The organism is Ruegeria sp. AB5 (genome assembly GCF_056542645.1).
Genome location: NZ_JBQGAE010000002.1, coordinates 318401 through 335455 on the forward strand (window position 1 = coordinate 318401; position 17055 = coordinate 335455).

The following is a 17055-nucleotide window of genomic DNA, read 5'->3' on the forward strand; positions in this document are numbered from 1 at the left end:
AGGCAACCTAAGGATCGGACGCCTCAGGCAATTTCTCGCATCCACCTTCGGGCAGACACTGCTCGCCCGGTTTGCACCATTTGCCATGGCCGCAATCGATGGCTTTGATCGGAACACACCCCTGATGTTCGGAACACTTGAAGCCGGGACGGCATTGCGAACCGGTCTCCTCGCACAAGAACCACCCTGGGCGTGAACACCCGCCGCCCGGCAAGCAGGAGGAACCGCGCGCGCAGGTCAGACCGTCTTCGCATTTTTTTGGCGGACTGGGATCGAATTCGGGCGTGTTCCGCTCGCATTCGCCGCGCCCGTTGCAAAAACTGCCGCCGGGGCAATCCAGACGCGAGGTGCATTTGTTCGCCCCGGCCGGCGCGCAGCGGGTGCCTCCGGCCACGCAGCGTTCGAATGCACCACAACTGCGCCCGCCACCGCAATAGGTTCCGCCCAGCGGAATGCAGTGCCCGTCAAAGCTGCACCTTTGCCCGCCCGAACAGCAGCGGCTGCCACAGGCGAATTGTCCGGCGCGGCACTGATCATTGCGGTCGAACAGTTGCGCCGAGGCAGGGCCGCCGGTTGCGGTCAGCAGCAGGACAACCAGAAGGAATCGCAGGAATGACAGCATGATCCGGTCATGGTCGGTGCGACCCTGCGCCATGGCAAGGTCTATTCGCTTTCCCTCAGTCAAAAGCTGGTTAGATTGAGAAACATGGATTCGGGCTTGGACTATCATACCGCGCGCGCGCTGCTGGATTGGCAGATCGAACTGGGCGTGACCGAGGCCATCGGGGATGCTCCGGTGGATCGGTATGCGCTGCCCGATACTGCGCCCAAGACCAAGAAACCGACGGTCGCTCAGGCCGCGCCCGAGAAACCCACGCAGGTCGATCCGGTTGCCGTGGCAAAATCCGCGGCTCAGAATGCAGGGTCTTTGGACCAGCTGCGGATCGCAATGGAGGCGTTTGATCATTGTGAACTGAAACGCGGCGCGCGCCAGTTGGTGTTTGCTGATGGCACGCCGGGCGCGCGGGTGATGATCATTGGTGAGGCTCCGGGCCGCGACGAGGATCGCGAGGGCAAGCCATTCGTCGGGCGGGCGGGACAGTTGCTGGACCGGATGCTGGCGGCGATTGATCTGGATCGCGCTCAGAATGTCTATATCACCAACGTGCTGCCATGGCGGCCCCCGCAGAACCGCGACCCCAAGCCGGAAGAGATCGGCATGATGAAGCCGTTTCTGGAACGCCACGTGGCCTTGGCCAAGCCCGAGGTGCTGGTTGTGATGGGCAATATCAGCTGTCAGGCCGTTCTGGGCAAACGCGGGATCACGCGGTTGCGCGGCACCTGGGATCAGGCGCTGGATCTTCCGGTCATCCCGATGTTCCACCCCGCCTATCTGCTGCGCCAGCCGCAGATGAAGCGGCAGGCCTGGGCCGACTTGCTGGAGCTGAAAGCACGGCTGGGGGCAGGGTGATGCGCATTCTGACTTTTTCGGACTTGCACATGGCGCGCAACCGAGCAGCGGATTTGGTCACTGCCAGCGCCGAAGCGGATCTCGTGATCGGGGCCGGGGACTACTGCAACATGCGGCAGGGGCTGGGCGAGGCGATGCAGATGCTTTCTGGCATCTCGGCGCCGCTGGTTCTGGTTCCGGGCAATGCCGAAAGCAGCGAAGAACTGCTGGAGGCTGCGCCAGAAGGCGTGCACGTGCTGCACGGGACTGGCATGACGATTGATGGGTTGCGCCTGTTCGGTCTGGGCTATGGGGTTCCCCCCACGCCTTTTGGCGACTGGTCCTGTGATCTGACCGAGGCAGAGGCCACCGAGATGTTGGATCGCTGTGATGGGGCTGACATTCTGATCGTGCATTCTCCGCCCAAAGGGTTTGGGGATGTTACATCTCAAGGCTTGTCCGTCGGTTCGGTGGCGGTTCGCGATGCGGTGGAACGGGTTCAGCCCGGTCTAGTCTTCTGCGGTCACATCCATGACAGCTGGGGCTATCGTGGCAGGCTCGGGCGGTCAGAAATCGCCAATCTGGGGCCACAGGTAAACTGGTTCGAGGTAGCGTTATGATCGAAACCGTCACTTTGCTGGCATTCATTCCTGCGGCATTGGTTCTGAACTTCACGCCCGGCGCGGACATGATGTTCTGTTTCGGTCAAGGGTTGAAGTCTGGCGCGCGACCGGCCTTGGTGGCCAGCGCCGGGATTTCTTTGGGCCTGATGGTGCATGTGCTGCTGGCCGGATTGGGCCTTGGTGCTTTGGTATCCTCAATGCCGTGGCTGTTTGATGTGATCCGCTGGCTGGGCGTCGCTTATCTGCTGTATCTGGCCTGGGGCGCGATCCGGAACGGTGCCGTCTCGGCAGACGGTCCTGCAAAACCGACCCGCATGGCGTTTCGGGATGGGTTGGTGGTCAACCTGACCAACCCCAAGGTGATCTTGTTTGTTCTGGCCTTTATCCCGCAATTCGTCGATCCGGCCTCGGGTCCGATCCTGACGCAATTCCTGATCTTTGGCGTGATCATCGCGTTGGGTGGGTTTGTGGTGAACGGTCTGGTTGGTGTTTTTGCCGGGGGCGCGGGGCGGTTGCTGATCGGGAACCCGCGCGCTTCACGCATCATGGGTTGGGTCACCGGGGGAATTTTTGCTGCCCTCGCGCTGCGGCTGGCTATCATGGAAAGGGCCTGACACCTCATGTCACGCATTGACGAAAGCAAGGACTTCATTCCGGTCCGTATCGCTGTTCTGACCGTCTCGGACACCCGGACACTGGACCAAGACCGCTCGGGCCAGACGCTGGTGGATCGGATCGAACGGGCGGGCCATACCGTCGCGGACCGGCAGATTGTTCAGGATGAGCGTGGCGAAATTGCCGCCCAGTTGCGCCTTTGGATCGCTGACCCTGAGATCGATGTAGTGATCTCGACCGGGGGCACCGGTTTGACAGGGCGCGACGTGACGGTTGAGGCGCATCGCGACGTCTATGAGAAGGAAATCGAGGCGTTTGGTACAGTTTTCACGATAATCTCAATGGAGAAGATCGGAACCTCGGCTGTCCAATCCCGTGCCACCGGCGGCGTGGCCGGTGGCACCTACCTGTTCGCGCTGCCCGGCAGCCCGGGGGCCTGCAAGGATGCCTGGGACGGTATTCTGGAGAAACAGTTCGACTACCGCCATCGTCCCTGCAATTTTGTGGAAATAATGCCCAGATTGGACGAACATCTGCGACGGAAGTAGACTGGTCGTACGTTCAATACCTTATAACCGCTTTGTGGCTTGGCATATTTCCCCGCACGGCTACATTCTGCGGCAGGCAGCCCAATGCAACCGGGGTGAGTGATTAATGCGTTTCTTACGGCAGAGTCTTGTCGGAGTGTTTCTTGCGTCATTGACGCTGGCACTGCTGTTTGTGGCGGTGCAGATCATCACCGGCGCGGTGCAGGATGTTCTGACGCGTGAAAACGAACAACCGCAGGCACGCGAACGGGTTTTCGCAGTCACAGTCCGTCCCGCAGAATATGAAACCGTCACACCTCATCTGGAAGCTTTTGGCGAGGTGCAAAGCCGCCGCCGTCTGGAATTGCGGGCGGCGCTGGGCGGGCGAGTTATGTCACTGGCGGATGATTTTGAGGATGGTGGCACCGTCACGGCGGGTGAAATTCTGGTGGAGCTTGACCCGGCAGATGCACAATCGGCGCTTGATCGCGCCAAATCCGATCTTCTTGATGCACAGTTTGAGGAACGTGATGCCGAACGCTCGTTATTGCTGGCGCAAGATGAGTTGAAATCTGCCGAGGCGCAGGCAGAGCTGCGCGAACGTGCCCTGCAGCGGCAACGTGATCTGGAATCCCGGGGCGTCGGGGCTGCGGCCAGCGTGGAAGAGGCCGAACTGACAGCTGCAGTTGCTCAGCAATCGGTCTTGGCGCGGCGTATTGCATTGGCGCAGGCCGAGTCACGTGTGGATCAGGCCACAACCCTGCTGGCCCGGGCACGGATTGCGTTGGAAGCCGCTGAGCGTGATCTGGATGACATGACCATCCGCGCCCGGTTCGGGGGCACGCTAACGGATGTTACTTTGGTCGAAGGGCGACTGGTCTCAGCCAATGAAAAACTGGCCGAACTGGTCGATCCCAACGCCTTGGAAGTGGCGTTTAGGGTGTCCACCGCGCAATTCGTGCGGCTGCTGGATGAGGCCGGCGATCTGATTGACGCGCCCGTCACCATTTCGCTTGAGGTCACGGGAACCGATCTGACCGCCTCGGGTCGCATCAGCCGGGACAGCGGCTCGGCAGGCGAAGGGCAGACGGGTCGGCTTATCTATGCGAGGCTCGCGGACGCCTCGGGCTTCAAACCCGGTGATTTTGTGACCGTCACGGTAGAGGAGCAGCCATTGACGCAGGTCGTCCGGTTGCCGTCCTCGGTTCTGGATGCCGCCGGATCGGTTCTGGTTCTTGGCACGGATGACCGGCTAGAGGCGCTGCCAGTGCAATTGATCCGTCGGCAGGGAGATGAGGTTCTGCTGCGCGGCGAGGGCTTGCAAGGGCGTGAGGTTGTGATCGGTCGAACGCCGCTTCTTGGCCCGGGTGTACAGGTGCGTCCGCTTCGAACTGAGGCGCGCGCCGGCATGGTTGAACTGACCGATACCCAGCGCGCGCAACTGATGGCCCAGGTTGAGGCGAGCGAAGGTATGCCCCCGGATGAAAAAACGCGCATGCTGGGGCAGCTTGAAGAGGCGAAAGTGCCCGCCTCTCTGGTCCGTCGCATCGAAAACCGGGCCGGAGGCTAGGCACCATGATGCGCGAGATCCCCGGCGCGGCAAGTGGTATCCTCAGTTACTTCACCCGGCACCGGACGGTGGCCAACCTGCTTTTGCTGGTCATGCTGGTCCTGGGCGCTGCGGCGATCCCGAACATGCGGGCACAATTCTTTCCGGATGTCGTGCTTGAGCGGGTTGACGTCAACGTCGAATGGGAAGGCGCGGGTCCAGAGGATGTCGACAACGGCATCGTGCAATTGCTGGAACCCGAGTTGTTGGCGGTGGAAGGCGTAACGTCCACCACGACGACCTCTCGGGAAGGGTCAGCAAGAATCCGGCTGGAGTTCGAGCCGAACTGGGACATGTCTCGCGCTGTTGAAGAGGTGCGCACTGCCGTCGACAGCGTCACGAACCTGCCCGAAGATGCCGAGGAACCCACGATACGGCGCGGGGCGTGGCGCGACAGGGTTACGGACGTGGTCGTCACCGGCCCGGTTGCCCCGGATCAGCTGGCCAAGTTCACTGACGAACTGATCAACCGCCTGTTTGCGGCAGGCGTCACCCGCACCACGATCCGCGGCCTCGCCGCCCCCCGTGTCGTGGTAGAGGTGCCGACGGCGCAATTGATCGCCAATGATGTTGCGATGGCCGACATTGCCTCGGCTATTTCAGCAGAGGTCAACGCAAACCCGGCAGGAGATGTAACCGGGGCCAATGCCCGCATTCGCACAGGTGCCGAAAAACGCACTCCGGAAGAGATCGAAACCATCGCTCTGCGAACCTTCGCGGATGGTTCAAAGCTGTTTGTTGGCGATCTAGCGCAGATTCGGATCGAAGGGGTTGATCGCAACCGCAGTTACTTTGTCGGTGATCATCCGGCGATGTCCATCCGGGTGGACCGGTCAAATCTTGGCGATGCGATAGAGATCCAACATACGGTCGAGGATGTTGTGACCGAAATGCAGGCGAGCCTGCCCGAAGGGGTTACGGTGGAACTGATCCGTACCCGCGCGCAGGCTATTACCGACCGATTGGACATTCTGATCGACAATGGGCTGGTCGGTCTTGGGCTTGTCGTGTGCCTGCTGTTTCTGTTCCTGAATGCGCGCATCGCCTTCTGGGTGGCAGCAGGTATTCCCGTTGCCATGTCGGCGGCCATTGCGCTGATGTATCTGGGGGGCTTGTCCCTAAACATGGTGTCGTTGTTCGGTTTGATCATCACGCTGGGGATCGTGGTCGATGACGCCATCGTCGTGGGCGAACACGCCGATTTTCGCGCCCGTCGTCTGGGTGAGGCGCCCATGGTCGCGGCCGAGCGCGCGGCCCGACGGATGGCCATGCCTGTGTTTGCGGCCACCATCACCACTGTGATCGCGTTCTTTGGCCTGACACTTGTGGGTGGCCGGTTCGGAGAGCTGATCCGAGATATCCCCTTCACCGTGATAGCGGTACTGGCCGCTTCGTTGATCGAGTGCTTCCTGATCCTGCCCAACCACATGGCCCACGCCATTGCGCATTCCGCCAAGGAACACTGGTATGATCTGCCCAACCGTGTCGTCAATCGCGGTTTCCGCTGGGTGCGGGACAACCTGTTCCGCCCGTTCATTGCCTGGGTGATCTGGGCGCGCTACGTGGTCGTGGCGCTTATGGTCGTGATCCTCGCCAGCCAGATTGCGCTGTTTATCCGGGGCGACGTGAACTGGCGCTTTTTCAACGCACCCGAGCGTGGATCGGTCACCGGCAACTTCATCATGGCCGAGGGCGCGACCCGGGCTGATACACTGGCCATGATGCACGAGTTGCAGCGCGCCACCGACGAACTGGGCCTGATCTACCAGGAACGCCATGGGCGCAACCCCATCGACTATGTATTGGCCGAGATCGGTGGCAGCGCTGGATTTGGTCTGTCTGCCGCCGAAGGCAAGGATGAGGATCTGCTGGGCGGTATCTCGATCGAGCTGATCGATGCCGATCTGCGCCCTTATTCCAGCTTTGAATTTGTAGGTGAGTTGCAGGACTTTGTCCCCCGTCATCCCAAAGTCGAGCTGCTGAGCTTCCGGGGCTGGCGTTCAGGCCCCGGTGGCGATGCCATTGATGTGCAGTTCTATGGTGCGGATGTGAATACGCTGAAGGCAGCCTCCGAGGATTTGCAGACCGAGCTGTCGAAATACACCGAGGTCTCGGCGCTGGAAGACAATCTTGCCTATGACAAGGAAGAATACATCCTCGACCTGACCGCGCAGGGTCAGGCGCTGGGCTTTCGTATCGAAACACTGGGCCGGGTACTGCGAAACCGGCTAAACGGGATCGAGGCTGCAACCTTCCCCGACGGCCCGCGCAGTGCCGAGATTCGTGTGGAACTGCCTGAGGGTGAACTGACCGCCGATTTCCTTGAGCGTACCCTGATGCGCACGCCCGACGGGGTATATGTCCCTCTGGCAGATATCGTTTCGGTCGAACGCAAATCCGGCTTTTCGACCGTGCGGCGTGAGAACGGGTTGCGCGTGATCTCGGTGAATGGAGACATCTCCGAAGATGATCCGACCCGCGCGGCAGAGATCGGGCGGGCGCTGAACGAAGACATCCTGCCGCGTATCGCCGCCGAACGTCAGGTCGACTGGCGCATGGCGGGGCTGAGCGAACAGGAAGATGAATTCCTGTCCGAGGCCCGCACCGGCCTGATCCTGTGTCTGACCGGCATCTACCTGGTTCTGGCCTGGGTTTTTGCCAGTTGGTCGCGGCCTTTGGTCGTGATGGCGATCATTCCCTTTGGGTTGGTGGGCGCGATTTGGGGGCACTACATCTGGGAAGTGCCGCTGAGTATGTTTACCGTCGTCGGGCTGTTGGGGATGACCGGCATCATCATCAACGATTCAATTGTTTTGGTGACCACGATTGACGGGTATCAGCAGGAGCGTGGGCTGGTGCCTTCGATTGTTGAAGGTACGGCTGATCGATTGCGCCCGGTCATGCTGACCACTCTGACGACAGTGCTGGGGCTGACACCCCTGCTGTATGAAGGCTCGCAACAGGCACAGTTCCTTAAACCCACGGTGATCACACTGGTCTATGGTCTGGGCTTCGGTATGCTGCTCGTGCTTGTACTGGTGCCTGCCTTGCTGGCGATTCTGAACGATGTCGCGCGCCCGATGACCGCGATGCGCCGGGCCGCCCGGGCACCGGACCGGGTGGTTCAGGGCGCGCTGGCGGCGACCGCGCTGGTGTTGGCGCTTTGGTTCGGAATAACCATGGTCTGGCCGATGGTCACCGATGCGCCTTTGGGTCTTCTGGCGGGGTTTTATGGTGCAGAAGACGCGCCAGCGGTCCTGCAGATGGGGCTGGGGGCCTTTCTGGCCGGTGCCATCCCGATTGTGATCCTGAGTGTGTTGCTGTCCGGGCTGCTTTACACCCGGCTCAGAGCACGCGCCGAGGCCTAACCCGCGCGCAGAGCGATGTCCAACAGGCTGCCAACCCGTGCGCTCATCGGCAGATGGCCCTGCCGTACTTGCTCGATGGGAAACCAGCGCGCGTCCAGCGCGTCATCTCCGGCAAGGGGTGCGCCAGACCTAAAGCTGCAGGCCACTCCGACCAACAGATAGTGAGACAGGACGTGACCGCTCTCATCCCGCCTCAGCAGGTCCAGATTGTCCAGATAGCCTGTGGGTTCCGCAGTGATCGAGGTTTCCTCAAGCAATTCGCGTTGCGCCGCCTGCATGACGGTTTCACCCCATTCCACATGGCCACCGGGGAACCCCCATAGGCCCCGGTCGGGTTCTTTGCTGCGCTGCACCAGTAGAACCTGACTTTCGTGCAGCACAACGGCCAGCGCACCAATCTTTGGGGTTTGGGTCATGCGCTCAGCCTGCGGTGCAGCCCTGAATGTCGACGGCATGATCGGCGCCCAGAACCGTGATCCGAATCTCGGATCGGTCCAGCGCAAACGGTGCGCCCGAGGCATTGATCACTTCCGAGCGTGCGATCAGCGTATCGCCTTGCCTATGTGTTTCGGGTTGCGACGCCCAGAGGATCGGGTTCCCCGGTTCGATCACGGTGATTTCTTTCCCACCCGCCGAAGGCATGGTCACCCGCGCCTCGATCTGTATACCGTCCGAGGTTGGTGTCAGGTGGCAACTGGCTTTGGCGACGTGGGCTTCGCGGGCTGAATAGGGGCGTTGCGCCAGCGCGGCAGCAATCGCGGGATTGCGGTCTGCATCTGTATCGACCCGATGGTCGAAATCCAGACGCTGGGGGATGCAGACATCCTTGCAGACGCCAAGATCCATTTCACCGCGCAATCGAACGGGTTTTGCCGGGTTCGACGGTGTGATTTCGACCGGAAGCACCAGTTGATCCTGATACCCGATCGATTGCAGCCCGTTTTGGTCGAAAATCTCGGGTGCCGGCCACGTGATGCGAACATCGCCCACGTTGCCGGACCCGCTCCAGTCGAATTGCGGAGGGATGCCAGCGTCGCCGGGTGCCCGCCAATAGGTCTTCCAACCGTCCTTCAGGGTCAATCGCAGCGCCCCCAGATAGGTGCCATTCTGGGTGCGTCCCCCATCAAGAATGTCCAGCGCGACAACACCGTCCAAGCTCTGCGCCGAAGCAGGCGCGGACAGGCCAAGGCAGGCGACCAGAAGGGCGACGGAAGATTTCATACGAGTCATCATACCCCATTACATGCGCCGTGAGACCCCGAATTCCAAGTCACGTTCGGGTCACCACGATGAAATCTGTTGAAATCGGGTTTGGTCCCTTGCCAATTCAGGCTCTGCAGGGCCATTGTTGAGGTGCAACAAGAATGAGATATTCCGCATGGACCTGACCGGAAAACTGTTGATTGCGATGCCGGGGATGGGCGATCCACGCTTCGATCATTCGGTCGTTTTCGTCTGCAGTTACGGCGATGATGGTGCGATGGGTCTGATTGTCAACAAGCCGTCGGATCTGCGGTTCAAGACCTTGCTGGGACAGCTCAACATTCCCTGCCGCATCCCGATCATAGGCGAACGTGTGGTCCATTTCGGAGGCCCGGTCGAGATGTCGCGCGGCTTCGTTCTGCACAGCGCCGACTATGATGCAAACCTGCATTCGATGCAGATTTCGGATGATTTCAGCATGACGGCAACACTGGACGTTCTGGAAGACATGGCTGCGGGGCGCGGACCGCTGAATGCCATGCTGGCGTTGGGTTATTCCGGCTGGGGGCCAGGCCAGCTGGAGGATGAGATTGCCATGAATGGCTGGCTGACGGCTGATGCCTCCTCGAATTTGGTGTTCGACGTGGCTGATGACGATAAGTGGGAAAGCGCCTTAGCCTCGCTGGGTGTTGACCCGCTGACCTTGTCGGCCAGCGCCGGGCGCGCCTGATCAGCTGTCACGTGGCGCAGCAGCCCGGCGCAGGCGGTCGTTGATCGCCACCCCCAACCCATGATCTGGGATCAAGGATACCGCAATCGGGCGCCCGGTTTGATTCAGGTTGTGCAAGGCCGCAAACAGGTTTGCTGCCGCTTCAGTTAAGTTGCCAGTTTCAGACAGGTTCAGGTCACAAGCAACCGGGCCAAACCCCAATAGAACCTCGTCACCTTGTGCTGCTTCAGCATTCAGCCGAACAGGTGCATCCGGGGCGTAGTGCGATTGCAACTGTCCCGGCGCTGTCAGCAGATCACCTGATTTGTGTAAGTGAAGACGGGTGTTCAGGGCGGCCTCGATCTGTTCCAGCGCAACGCCGCCGGGGCGCAACAGGCTGGGGTCTCCGGCCAGACCGACGATGGTGGATTCCAGCCCGACACCGCAGGGTCCGTCATCGAGAACCGCAGCGATGCGTCCGCCCAGTCCTGCATGCACATGGGCCGCAGTCGTGGGGCTGATCTGCCCGGACGGATTGGCCGACGGTGCTGCAACCGGTCGGTCAACAGCTGCCAGCAAAGCGCGCGCCGTGGGATGAGCCGGGACGCGGACGGCCAAGGTGTCCAATCCGGCCGTGACCAAAGACGACACCCCATGTCCGGGCCGCAGGGGCAGAACCAGCGTCAGCGGACCGGGCCAGAAAGCCTGTGCCAGCTGCTCGGCTTGATCGGACCATTCCACAAACCGCTGTGCCGCCTCGACCGAGGCGACATGTGCAATAAGCGGATTAAAGCTGGGGCGGCCCTTGGCCTCGTAGATCCCGGCCACGGCTTCTCCGTTTCGGGCATCTCCCCCCAGACCATAGACAGTTTCGGTCGGGAAGGCGACAAGCAGGCCCTGACGCAACAGGTCAGCGGCACGGGCGATGCCGTCTGGGTTGGCCGTCAGGTCAAGAGTGGTGGGGATCATATCTGGTGACGCCGCGTTTTGGTTGCTTGCAACATAGGGAATAGTAGGTAATCCCCATACGCACCGATGCATAGTGGCGCGGATCAGAGAATCCAAGTCCGCCCGTGCAGACAGACCCCGAGGGAAGCCATGCCGTACCGCGCCCCACTCAATGACTATGAATTCCTGCTCAACCACGTGGTCGGATTTGACCAGATTTCAGCAACTGAAAGGTTTGCCGAAGCCACTCCGGACGTGGTCACAGCGATCCTGACCGAGGCGGGCAAGATGTGCGAAGAGGTTCTGGCCCCTTTGCAACGCCCCGGCGATCTGGAGCCCGCGCGGCTGGAAAACGGCGTGGTACGCACCTCACCTGGCTATGTCGATGGCTGGAAGGCCATTGCCGAGGGCGGCTGGATCGGGATGAGCGGTGACCCGGACTATGGCGGGATGGGGTTGCCGATGACGGTCACCTCGGCCGTTAACGAGATGATGGCTGCGGCCTGCCTTTCGCTGCAGGTGGCCCCTTTGATGACACAGGGCCAGATCGAAGCGCTTGAGGCGCATGCCAGTGACGACCTCAAGGCTCTCTACCTGCCCAAACTGATGTCTGGGGCCTATGCGGGCACGATGAACCTGACCGAACCGCAGGCCGGATCGGATGTCGGTTCCCTGGCCACGCGGGCAGAACCCACCGGGGACGGAACCTACGCCGTCACCGGTCAGAAGATTTACATCTCGTGGGGCGACAACGATTTCTGCGAGAATATCTGCCATCTGGTTCTGGCACGTCTGCCGGGGGCGGTGTCAGGAACCAAAGGTATCTCGCTGTTTCTGGTGCCGAAATACGTGCCGGATGAACAGGGCAATCCCGGCGCCGCCAATGATCTGAGCGTTGTGTCACTGGAGCACAAACTGGGCCTGCATGGATCTCCGACCTGTGTAATGCAGTATGACGGTGCCAAGGGTTGGCTGGTTGGAAAAGAGCATGGCGGTATGGCGGCCATGTTCACCATGATGAACAACGCGCGACTGGGCGTCGGCGGTCAGGGGATCGGCGCGGGCGAAGGGGCCTATCAGCACGCCTTGGCCTACGCGATGGAGCGAAAGCAAGGCAAAACGCCGTCGGGTACGATCATCGACCACGCAGATGTACGCCGCATGCTGACCGAGATGCGCGCGGATGTGTTTGCAGCGCGGGCAATCATGCTGGCCAATGCGGCAGCGATCGATATGGCGCAGGCGACGCAGGATGCGGAATGGGCAGCGCGGGCGGCGTTGTTGACCCCGATTGGCAAGGCATTTGGAACACAGACCGGCATGCGCGTGGCTGAAACCGGCGTGCAAGTGCATGGCGGTATGGGCTTTGTCGAGGAAACGGGTGCGGCGCAGTATTACCGTGATGTTCGCGTGACTGCGATCTACGAAGGAACCAACGGTATTCAGGCGATGGATCTGGTCGCGCGCAAGATGATGGACGGTGGCGAGGCCGCCGCGCGTTTGCTGGACGAAATCGAAGACCATGCTGAACAGGCCAGGGCCAAGATGCCCGATCTCGCCAGTCCGGTATGGGAAGCCACCGAGTCCCAGCGCGAAGCAACCGAATGGTTGGTGTCGCAGGATGACATGAATGCGCGCTTTGCCGGCGCGGCGGCCTATCTGCGCGCCTTCGCGCGGGTTTTGGGCGGGCATTACCATCTGGCCGCAGCGCTTGCCGATCCTGATGGCCCGCGGGCGCGGCTGGCTCGGTATTACATAAACACACTGCTGCCCGAACACGCGGGTCTTTTGGCGCAGGCGCAGAACGGGGCAGAGGACCTGTTTGCACTCAGCACCGAAGATTTGGTTGCGTAATGGACGGCTCTGAGGCCTCGGGCATCAGATACCCATGGTCCGAACCGCCCGCTCCGGGCGAGGCCATAGAGATCGCCGAAGGTGTGCTGTGGATGCGCCTTCCGCTGCCGATGGCGCTGGACCACGTCAATATCTACGCGCTTGACGATGGGGACGGGTGGACGGTGGTCGACACCGGGCTGTCGTCAAACAAAACGCGGCGGCTCTGGGCAACGCTGATCTCTGGCCCACTGGCCGGAAAGCCGATACGCCGTGTTGTTGTCACGCATCACCATCCCGACCACGTAGGCAATGCCGGCTGGTTTCAAGCCGAGCATGGGGCGGAATTGGTCACAAGCCGCACCGCGTGGCTGTTTGCGCGGATGCTGACGCTGGACGTGCAGGAAAACTGGCCGCAGGAGACGCTGGACTTCTACCAGAGCGCAGGTATGGACGCCGAGTTTCTGGAAAAGCGCAAGGCGGATCGTCCATTCAACTTTGCCGACACAGTCTATCCGATGCCGCTTGGGTTTACACGGGTCAAGCAGGGTGACGTGGTCCGTATGGGCGGGCGCAATTGGGACGTGCATATGGGCAACGGACACGCGCCCGAACATGCAACGTTCTGGAGCCGCGACGACCATCTGGTGCTGAGTGGCGATCAGATCCTTGGCTCGATCAGTCCGAATCTGGGGGTCTACGCGACCGAGCCCATGGCGGATCCGGTCTCGGACTGGTTGGAAGCCTGCGAGCGGTTGCAGACCCTGACACGCTCCGATCATCTTGTGTTGGGGGGGCACAAACTCCCCTTTACCGGTCTTCCCGTGCGTATGCGGCAGTTGATCGAAAACCACCACGGCGCGCTACAGCGGCTGCAGGACTATCTGGCTGAACCAAAAGCCGCAGCCGAGTGTTTCGCGCCGCTGTTCAAAAGAACGATCCGCGAAGGCGAATACGGGCTTGCGCTGGTTGAAGCGGTTGCACACCTGAACCATCTTTATCACAGTGGAGCAGTGATCCGGACGCGGCGCGCGGACGGGGCGTGGATGTACCAGCGCAAAGGGTGATGTATGCAGGACAAGATCGAAACCTCGGCAGAGGCCGCTGAAGCGGCCGCAATGCCGCGGTGCTATGAGGTTCATGCCGACTCAGAGGCGGAATCGGGCACCCAGCCTTTGCCCGGACAACTGCAAAAGCCGGTTGAGAACAAGAGCCCCGCCCAATGGGCTTATGAACGCCTGATCCTCTATATCCAGAATTTTGAGAAAACGCTGGATGGCGATCATGAGGTTGCGATGGGCTTTACCGGCGGTGACGCAGGGGTGATGCGCATTCAGGGAATGGGCTATTTCGATCCCGACATCATCACTTTCTTCGGCTCGGACGGGTCGGGCGCACGTACGCAACTGGTTCAGCATGTCAGCCAGTTGAACGTGATGCTGCGCGCCTTGCCGAAATCGGTCGAAGACAAACCCGCCAATCGCATCGGGTTTCGTCTGGCCGCGGATCTCGAAGACAGCTGACTTGCAATTCCTGCGTGCACGGCCTTGAATGAATGCATCATTCCGGGGGCGTCCGCATGTCAGTTTTCTCAGCCGTTACAAATGCCTATTCCAGTGCATGGGCTCGGCGCAGGGTGTTTGTACCGATCTATATCGCCGTCAGGCTGCTGTTGATTGCACTGATCGCGCCCGCAGTCGCGCTGGCTGTCAATCTGGCTGTCTCGCTGTCCAATCAAACGGCGCTGACGGATCAGGACATCGCGACTTTCGTTCTGTCGCCTGCCGGTTTTATCGCGGCTATCGTTGTGCTGAGCGTGTTTCTGATGGCCGAAGTTTTTGTCTTTGCTGTCATGGCTGGTTCACTGCGAATGGGGGAAACTGACCCGTGGCGCGCGGGCAGTTCTGCAATTGGGCTTGTCCTGTCGCATTTGCCCTCATTGTTTGGCTTTGCCGCGCGTTTCATATTGCGGGTGCTGCTTCTGGCGTTGCCTTTTCTGGCGGTCGCCGGGCTGATCGCGTGGTGGACGCTGACCGAGTATGACATCAACTACTACCTGACCTTCCATCCGCCCGCGTTCTGGATCGCGGTGCTGTTGATCGGCGCAGTGGTTTTGGTCATGGCCTGGGTGCTGATCCGCAAATTGTCGGCTTGGGCGCTTTCGCTGCATCTGGTGCTGTTCGAACACGTCCACCCTGCGCATGTGTTCAACATCAGCGCCGCGCGCATGCATGGCAAACGCGGGCAATTGAAGTTGACGTTGGTTTTGTGGCTGGGTCTGCGCCTTGTGATTGCAGCAGTGATTGCCTGGGTGGCAGGGCTTTTGTTTGCGCTGGTGCCACTACAGGAAAGCGATAATCTGCGGCTGGCCTTGATCTACAGCTTGGTGATTGCAGGACTTTGGTCTCTGGCCGGACTGGTATTGGCAGCCAGCGCGCTGGGTGCATTGGCGGTTCTGCTTGACCGGTTCTTTGAGCCTCAGACGGATGAGCCACCGCACCCCGTGCCGCGCCGATTGCAGGCCCCGTTGCTCACGACAATGGGTTTGGCTGCAGCAGCTGTTTTGATTGGGGGGTGGTTCGGGCAAAGCCTGTTGGAACGTGTCCAGGCCCCAGACCATGCAGATGTCATTGGCCATCGCGGAGCGGCTGCCTTGCGGCCCGAAAACACTTTGGCCTCGGTCGAAAAAGCGATTGAGGATGGCGCGGATTGGGTCGAGATCGATGTGCAGGAATCGGCGGATGGCGTTGTCATCGTCGCGCATGATAGCGATTTCATGAAACTGGCCGGGGTCCCGACCAAGGTTTGGGATGCCACGATGGAGGATGTGGCGAACATAGATATCGGCAGCTGGTTCGGCCCTGAATATGCCGATCAACGCACACCGACGTTGCGAGAGGTCTTGCAGGCCTCCAAGGGCAGATCCAAGGTCATAATTGAGCTAAAGTACTACGGCCACGATGTGGATTTGGAAAACAGGGTCGCGGCTTTGGTTGAAGAATTCGAAATGCAGGACGACATCGCCACAATGTCCCTGAAATACCCGGCCGTGCAAAAGATGAAAGCGTTGCGCCCGGATTGGCGCGCGGGCGTGCTGGCTGCTACGGCTGTGGGCGATCTGTCTGGGCTGGACGGCGATTTTGTTGCCGTAAATGCAGCAACCGTATCTCCGGGCTTGATCCGCTCGGTTCACGAGGCGGGCAAGGATATCTATGTCTGGACGGTCAATGACCCGTTGCAAATGTCGGCGATGGCATCGATGGGCGTCGATGGGCTGATTACAGACCGCCCGGCCATGGCGCGGGAGGTTCTGCGGGTCCGCGCTGAAATGGGGCCAGCCGAGCGATTGTTGCTGTGGCTCGCAACAACCTTCGGTATGCAGATCGATACACAGGCAATGCGTGATGACAGCCCGTAATCTGCTTTTGGTGCTTGTCGGTCTGGCGTCTCCGGCTGCGGCACAAGATCTGATGCGGTCGGTCGAGATGCCCTCGCATCGGGCCCTGATCGCGCAGCGCGGCGAGGTGGATCCGGTCCCATTTGAAACAGATGGATGTTCAGGCGGCCTGTCTGCCAGTTGGCGTTGGGTCGCCGACACATTCCCGCAGATCGGCGAGCTGTATCAGGAACACCCGCCTTGGGAAGACTGTTGCGTGACCCATGACCGGGCCTACCACAACGCCGGTGGCGCGTCACTGCCCGAACAGAGCTATGACGCGCGCCTGTCTGCGGACGAAGCGCTGCGCGCGTGTGTCATACGCCACGGTGACACACATGCCGAAGATTACGCCGCACAGTACGGCATGACGCCCGAACAGGTTCGTTCGGTCCATTCCTTGACTGCAGACGCCATGTTTGGCGCCGTCCGATTCGGAGGCGGCCCGTGCAGCGGCCTGCCGTGGCGCTGGGGGTTTGGTTATCCGGGCTGTTTCGTGTTTGGAGACCGCGCCCCTGCGCGCGAATGACGTGGTGACAGGCCACATGTTTTCCATTATCCAACGGTTAAACACGCGAATTGGGAATCTGAGACTCATGGCTGAACACAAGCACGGCGAAATGGACACTACCGTTCAAACCAAAACCTTCGATGGCTTTATCCGCACCACTGTGTGGTGCTGCGTCGCCATCGGTGCGATTCTGTTGTTTCTGGCGCTCTACGCTTCGTAAGTC

At 60.6% G+C, this 17055-nt stretch carries 17 protein-coding genes; 13 read left to right on the forward strand and 4 right to left on the reverse strand.

Annotation, left to right across the window (positions count from 1 at the left end; genetic code table 11):
• Positions 1-7 precede the first annotated feature (7 nt).
• The gene (locus ACR0L4_RS06865; protein ID WP_480511603.1) at positions 8-655 is read right to left on the reverse strand and encodes a scavenger receptor class F, member 2; all 648 of its coding nucleotides are present in this window, start codon (positions 653-655) and stop codon (positions 8-10) included.
• A 51-nt stretch (positions 656-706) separates the two neighbouring features.
• On the opposite strand from ACR0L4_RS06865, the gene ACR0L4_RS06870 reads away from it, so the two are divergent.
• From ACR0L4_RS06870 to ACR0L4_RS06895, 6 genes are all read left to right on the forward strand, one after another.
• On the forward strand, positions 707-1471 hold the full coding sequence (locus ACR0L4_RS06870; RefSeq protein WP_480511806.1) for a uracil-DNA glycosylase: 765 nt from the start codon (positions 707-709) through the stop codon (positions 1469-1471).
• Positions 1471-2070 carry a metallophosphoesterase family protein gene (locus ACR0L4_RS06875; RefSeq protein ID WP_480511605.1) on the forward strand — a complete coding sequence of 200 codons (600 nt, stop codon included), beginning with the start codon at positions 1471-1473 and terminating at the stop codon, positions 2068-2070. The genes ACR0L4_RS06870 and ACR0L4_RS06875 overlap by 1 nt, the downstream gene beginning before the upstream one ends.
• Positions 2067-2687: a LysE family translocator gene (locus ACR0L4_RS06880; RefSeq protein ID WP_480511608.1), complete on the forward strand. Its 621-nt coding sequence runs from the start codon at positions 2067-2069 to the stop codon at positions 2685-2687. The genes ACR0L4_RS06875 and ACR0L4_RS06880 overlap by 4 nt, the downstream gene beginning before the upstream one ends.
• A gap of 6 nt (positions 2688-2693) precedes the next feature.
• Positions 2694-3236 (forward strand): molybdenum cofactor biosynthesis protein B, encoded by a 543-nt coding sequence (gene moaB / locus ACR0L4_RS06885; protein ID WP_480511610.1) that lies wholly within the window; start codon positions 2694-2696, stop codon positions 3234-3236.
• Between the two features lie 106 nt (positions 3237-3342).
• Entirely contained in the window at positions 3343-4785 is a 1443-nt protein-coding gene (locus tag ACR0L4_RS06890; protein ID WP_480511612.1) for an efflux RND transporter periplasmic adaptor subunit, read from the forward strand.
• A gap of 5 nt (positions 4786-4790) precedes the next feature.
• Positions 4791-8192 carry an efflux RND transporter permease subunit gene (locus ACR0L4_RS06895; RefSeq protein ID WP_480511614.1) on the forward strand — a complete coding sequence of 1134 codons (3402 nt, stop codon included), beginning with the start codon at positions 4791-4793 and terminating at the stop codon, positions 8190-8192.
• Here ACR0L4_RS06895 and ACR0L4_RS06900 read toward each other — a convergent pair.
• Positions 8189-8608 carry an NUDIX hydrolase gene (locus ACR0L4_RS06900; protein ID WP_480511616.1) on the reverse strand — a complete coding sequence of 140 codons (420 nt, stop codon included), beginning with the start codon at positions 8606-8608 and terminating at the stop codon, positions 8189-8191. The two genes, ACR0L4_RS06895 and ACR0L4_RS06900, sit on opposite strands and share 4 nt — an antisense overlap.
• Positions 8609-8612: 4 nt before the next feature.
• Positions 8613-9422: a protein-disulfide reductase DsbD domain-containing protein gene (locus ACR0L4_RS06905; RefSeq protein WP_480511618.1), complete on the reverse strand. Its 810-nt coding sequence runs from the start codon at positions 9420-9422 to the stop codon at positions 8613-8615.
• 148 nt (positions 9423-9570) lie between these two features.
• On the opposite strand from ACR0L4_RS06905, the gene ACR0L4_RS06910 reads away from it, so the two are divergent.
• Complete coding sequence (locus ACR0L4_RS06910) at positions 9571-10125, forward strand: YqgE/AlgH family protein (protein ID WP_480511621.1); 555 nt, start codon at positions 9571-9573, stop codon at positions 10123-10125.
• Here ACR0L4_RS06910 and ACR0L4_RS06915 read toward each other — a convergent pair whose 3' ends face one another.
• Positions 10126-11073: an L-threonylcarbamoyladenylate synthase gene (locus ACR0L4_RS06915; protein WP_480511623.1), complete on the reverse strand. Its 948-nt coding sequence runs from the start codon at positions 11071-11073 to the stop codon at positions 10126-10128.
• Positions 11074-11202: 129 nt separating this feature from the next.
• On the opposite strand from ACR0L4_RS06915, the gene ACR0L4_RS06920 reads away from it, so the two are divergent.
• The 6 genes from ACR0L4_RS06920 to ACR0L4_RS06945 all read left to right on the forward strand — a co-directional run bounded on the left by ACR0L4_RS06920 (position 11203) and on the right by ACR0L4_RS06945 (position 17052).
• Positions 11203-12906 carry an acyl-CoA dehydrogenase gene (locus tag ACR0L4_RS06920; RefSeq protein WP_480511625.1) on the forward strand — a complete coding sequence of 568 codons (1704 nt, stop codon included), beginning with the start codon at positions 11203-11205 and terminating at the stop codon, positions 12904-12906.
• Positions 12906-13952: an MBL fold metallo-hydrolase gene (locus tag ACR0L4_RS06925; protein ID WP_480511627.1), complete on the forward strand. Its 1047-nt coding sequence runs from the start codon at positions 12906-12908 to the stop codon at positions 13950-13952. Before ACR0L4_RS06920 ends, ACR0L4_RS06925 begins: the two co-directional genes overlap by 1 nt.
• Before the next feature lie 3 nt (positions 13953-13955).
• Positions 13956-14408 carry a DUF6173 family protein gene (locus ACR0L4_RS06930; protein WP_170749951.1) on the forward strand — a complete coding sequence of 151 codons (453 nt, stop codon included), beginning with the start codon at positions 13956-13958 and terminating at the stop codon, positions 14406-14408.
• A 56-nt stretch (positions 14409-14464) separates the two neighbouring features.
• On the forward strand, positions 14465-16303 hold the full coding sequence (locus ACR0L4_RS06935; RefSeq protein ID WP_480511629.1) for a glycerophosphodiester phosphodiesterase family protein: 1839 nt from the start codon (positions 14465-14467) through the stop codon (positions 16301-16303).
• Positions 16290-16850, forward strand: coding sequence for a hypothetical protein (locus tag ACR0L4_RS06940; RefSeq protein WP_480511631.1), 561 nt, complete (start codon positions 16290-16292; stop codon positions 16848-16850). The genes ACR0L4_RS06935 and ACR0L4_RS06940 overlap by 14 nt, the downstream gene beginning before the upstream one ends.
• Positions 16851-16917: 67 nt before the next feature.
• On the forward strand, positions 16918-17052 hold the full coding sequence (locus ACR0L4_RS06945) for an aa3-type cytochrome c oxidase subunit IV (RefSeq protein WP_170749948.1): 135 nt from the start codon (positions 16918-16920) through the stop codon (positions 17050-17052).
• Positions 17053-17055: the final 3 nt, after the last annotated feature.

Bases quoted from the DNA above. Each gene is read 5' to 3' on its own strand.
- ACR0L4_RS06940 (WP_480511631.1), top strand. From the start codon at position 16,290: ATGACAGCCCGTAATCTGCTTTTGGTGCTTGTCGGTCTGGCGTCTCCG.
- ACR0L4_RS06920 (WP_480511625.1), top strand. From the start codon at position 11,203: ATGCCGTACCGCGCCCCACTCAATGACTATGAATTCCTGCTCAACCAC.
- ACR0L4_RS06935 (WP_480511629.1), top strand. From the start codon at position 14,465: ATGTCAGTTTTCTCAGCCGTTACAAATGCCTATTCCAGTGCATGGGCT.
- ACR0L4_RS06900 (WP_480511616.1), bottom strand. From the start codon at position 8,608: ATGACCCAAACCCCAAAGATTGGTGCGCTGGCCGTTGTGCTGCACGAA.
- moaB (WP_480511610.1), top strand. From the start codon at position 2,694: ATGTCACGCATTGACGAAAGCAAGGACTTCATTCCGGTCCGTATCGCT.
- ACR0L4_RS06915 (WP_480511623.1), bottom strand. From the start codon at position 11,073: ATGATCCCCACCACTCTTGACCTGACGGCCAACCCAGACGGCATCGCC.
- ACR0L4_RS06930 (WP_170749951.1), top strand. From the start codon at position 13,956: ATGCAGGACAAGATCGAAACCTCGGCAGAGGCCGCTGAAGCGGCCGCA.
- ACR0L4_RS06905 (WP_480511618.1), bottom strand. From the start codon at position 9,422: ATGACTCGTATGAAATCTTCCGTCGCCCTTCTGGTCGCCTGCCTTGGC.
- ACR0L4_RS06865 (WP_480511603.1), bottom strand. From the start codon at position 655: ATGGCGCAGGGTCGCACCGACCATGACCGGATCATGCTGTCATTCCTG.
- ACR0L4_RS06945 (WP_170749948.1), top strand. From the start codon at position 16,918: ATGGCTGAACACAAGCACGGCGAAATGGACACTACCGTTCAAACCAAA.
- ACR0L4_RS06875 (WP_480511605.1), top strand. From the start codon at position 1,471: ATGCGCATTCTGACTTTTTCGGACTTGCACATGGCGCGCAACCGAGCA.
- ACR0L4_RS06895 (WP_480511614.1), top strand. From the start codon at position 4,791: ATGATGCGCGAGATCCCCGGCGCGGCAAGTGGTATCCTCAGTTACTTC.
- ACR0L4_RS06910 (WP_480511621.1), top strand. From the start codon at position 9,571: ATGGACCTGACCGGAAAACTGTTGATTGCGATGCCGGGGATGGGCGAT.
- ACR0L4_RS06880 (WP_480511608.1), top strand. From the start codon at position 2,067: ATGATCGAAACCGTCACTTTGCTGGCATTCATTCCTGCGGCATTGGTT.
- ACR0L4_RS06925 (WP_480511627.1), top strand. From the start codon at position 12,906: ATGGACGGCTCTGAGGCCTCGGGCATCAGATACCCATGGTCCGAACCG.
- ACR0L4_RS06890 (WP_480511612.1), top strand. From the start codon at position 3,343: ATGCGTTTCTTACGGCAGAGTCTTGTCGGAGTGTTTCTTGCGTCATTG.
- ACR0L4_RS06870 (WP_480511806.1), top strand. From the start codon at position 707: ATGGATTCGGGCTTGGACTATCATACCGCGCGCGCGCTGCTGGATTGG.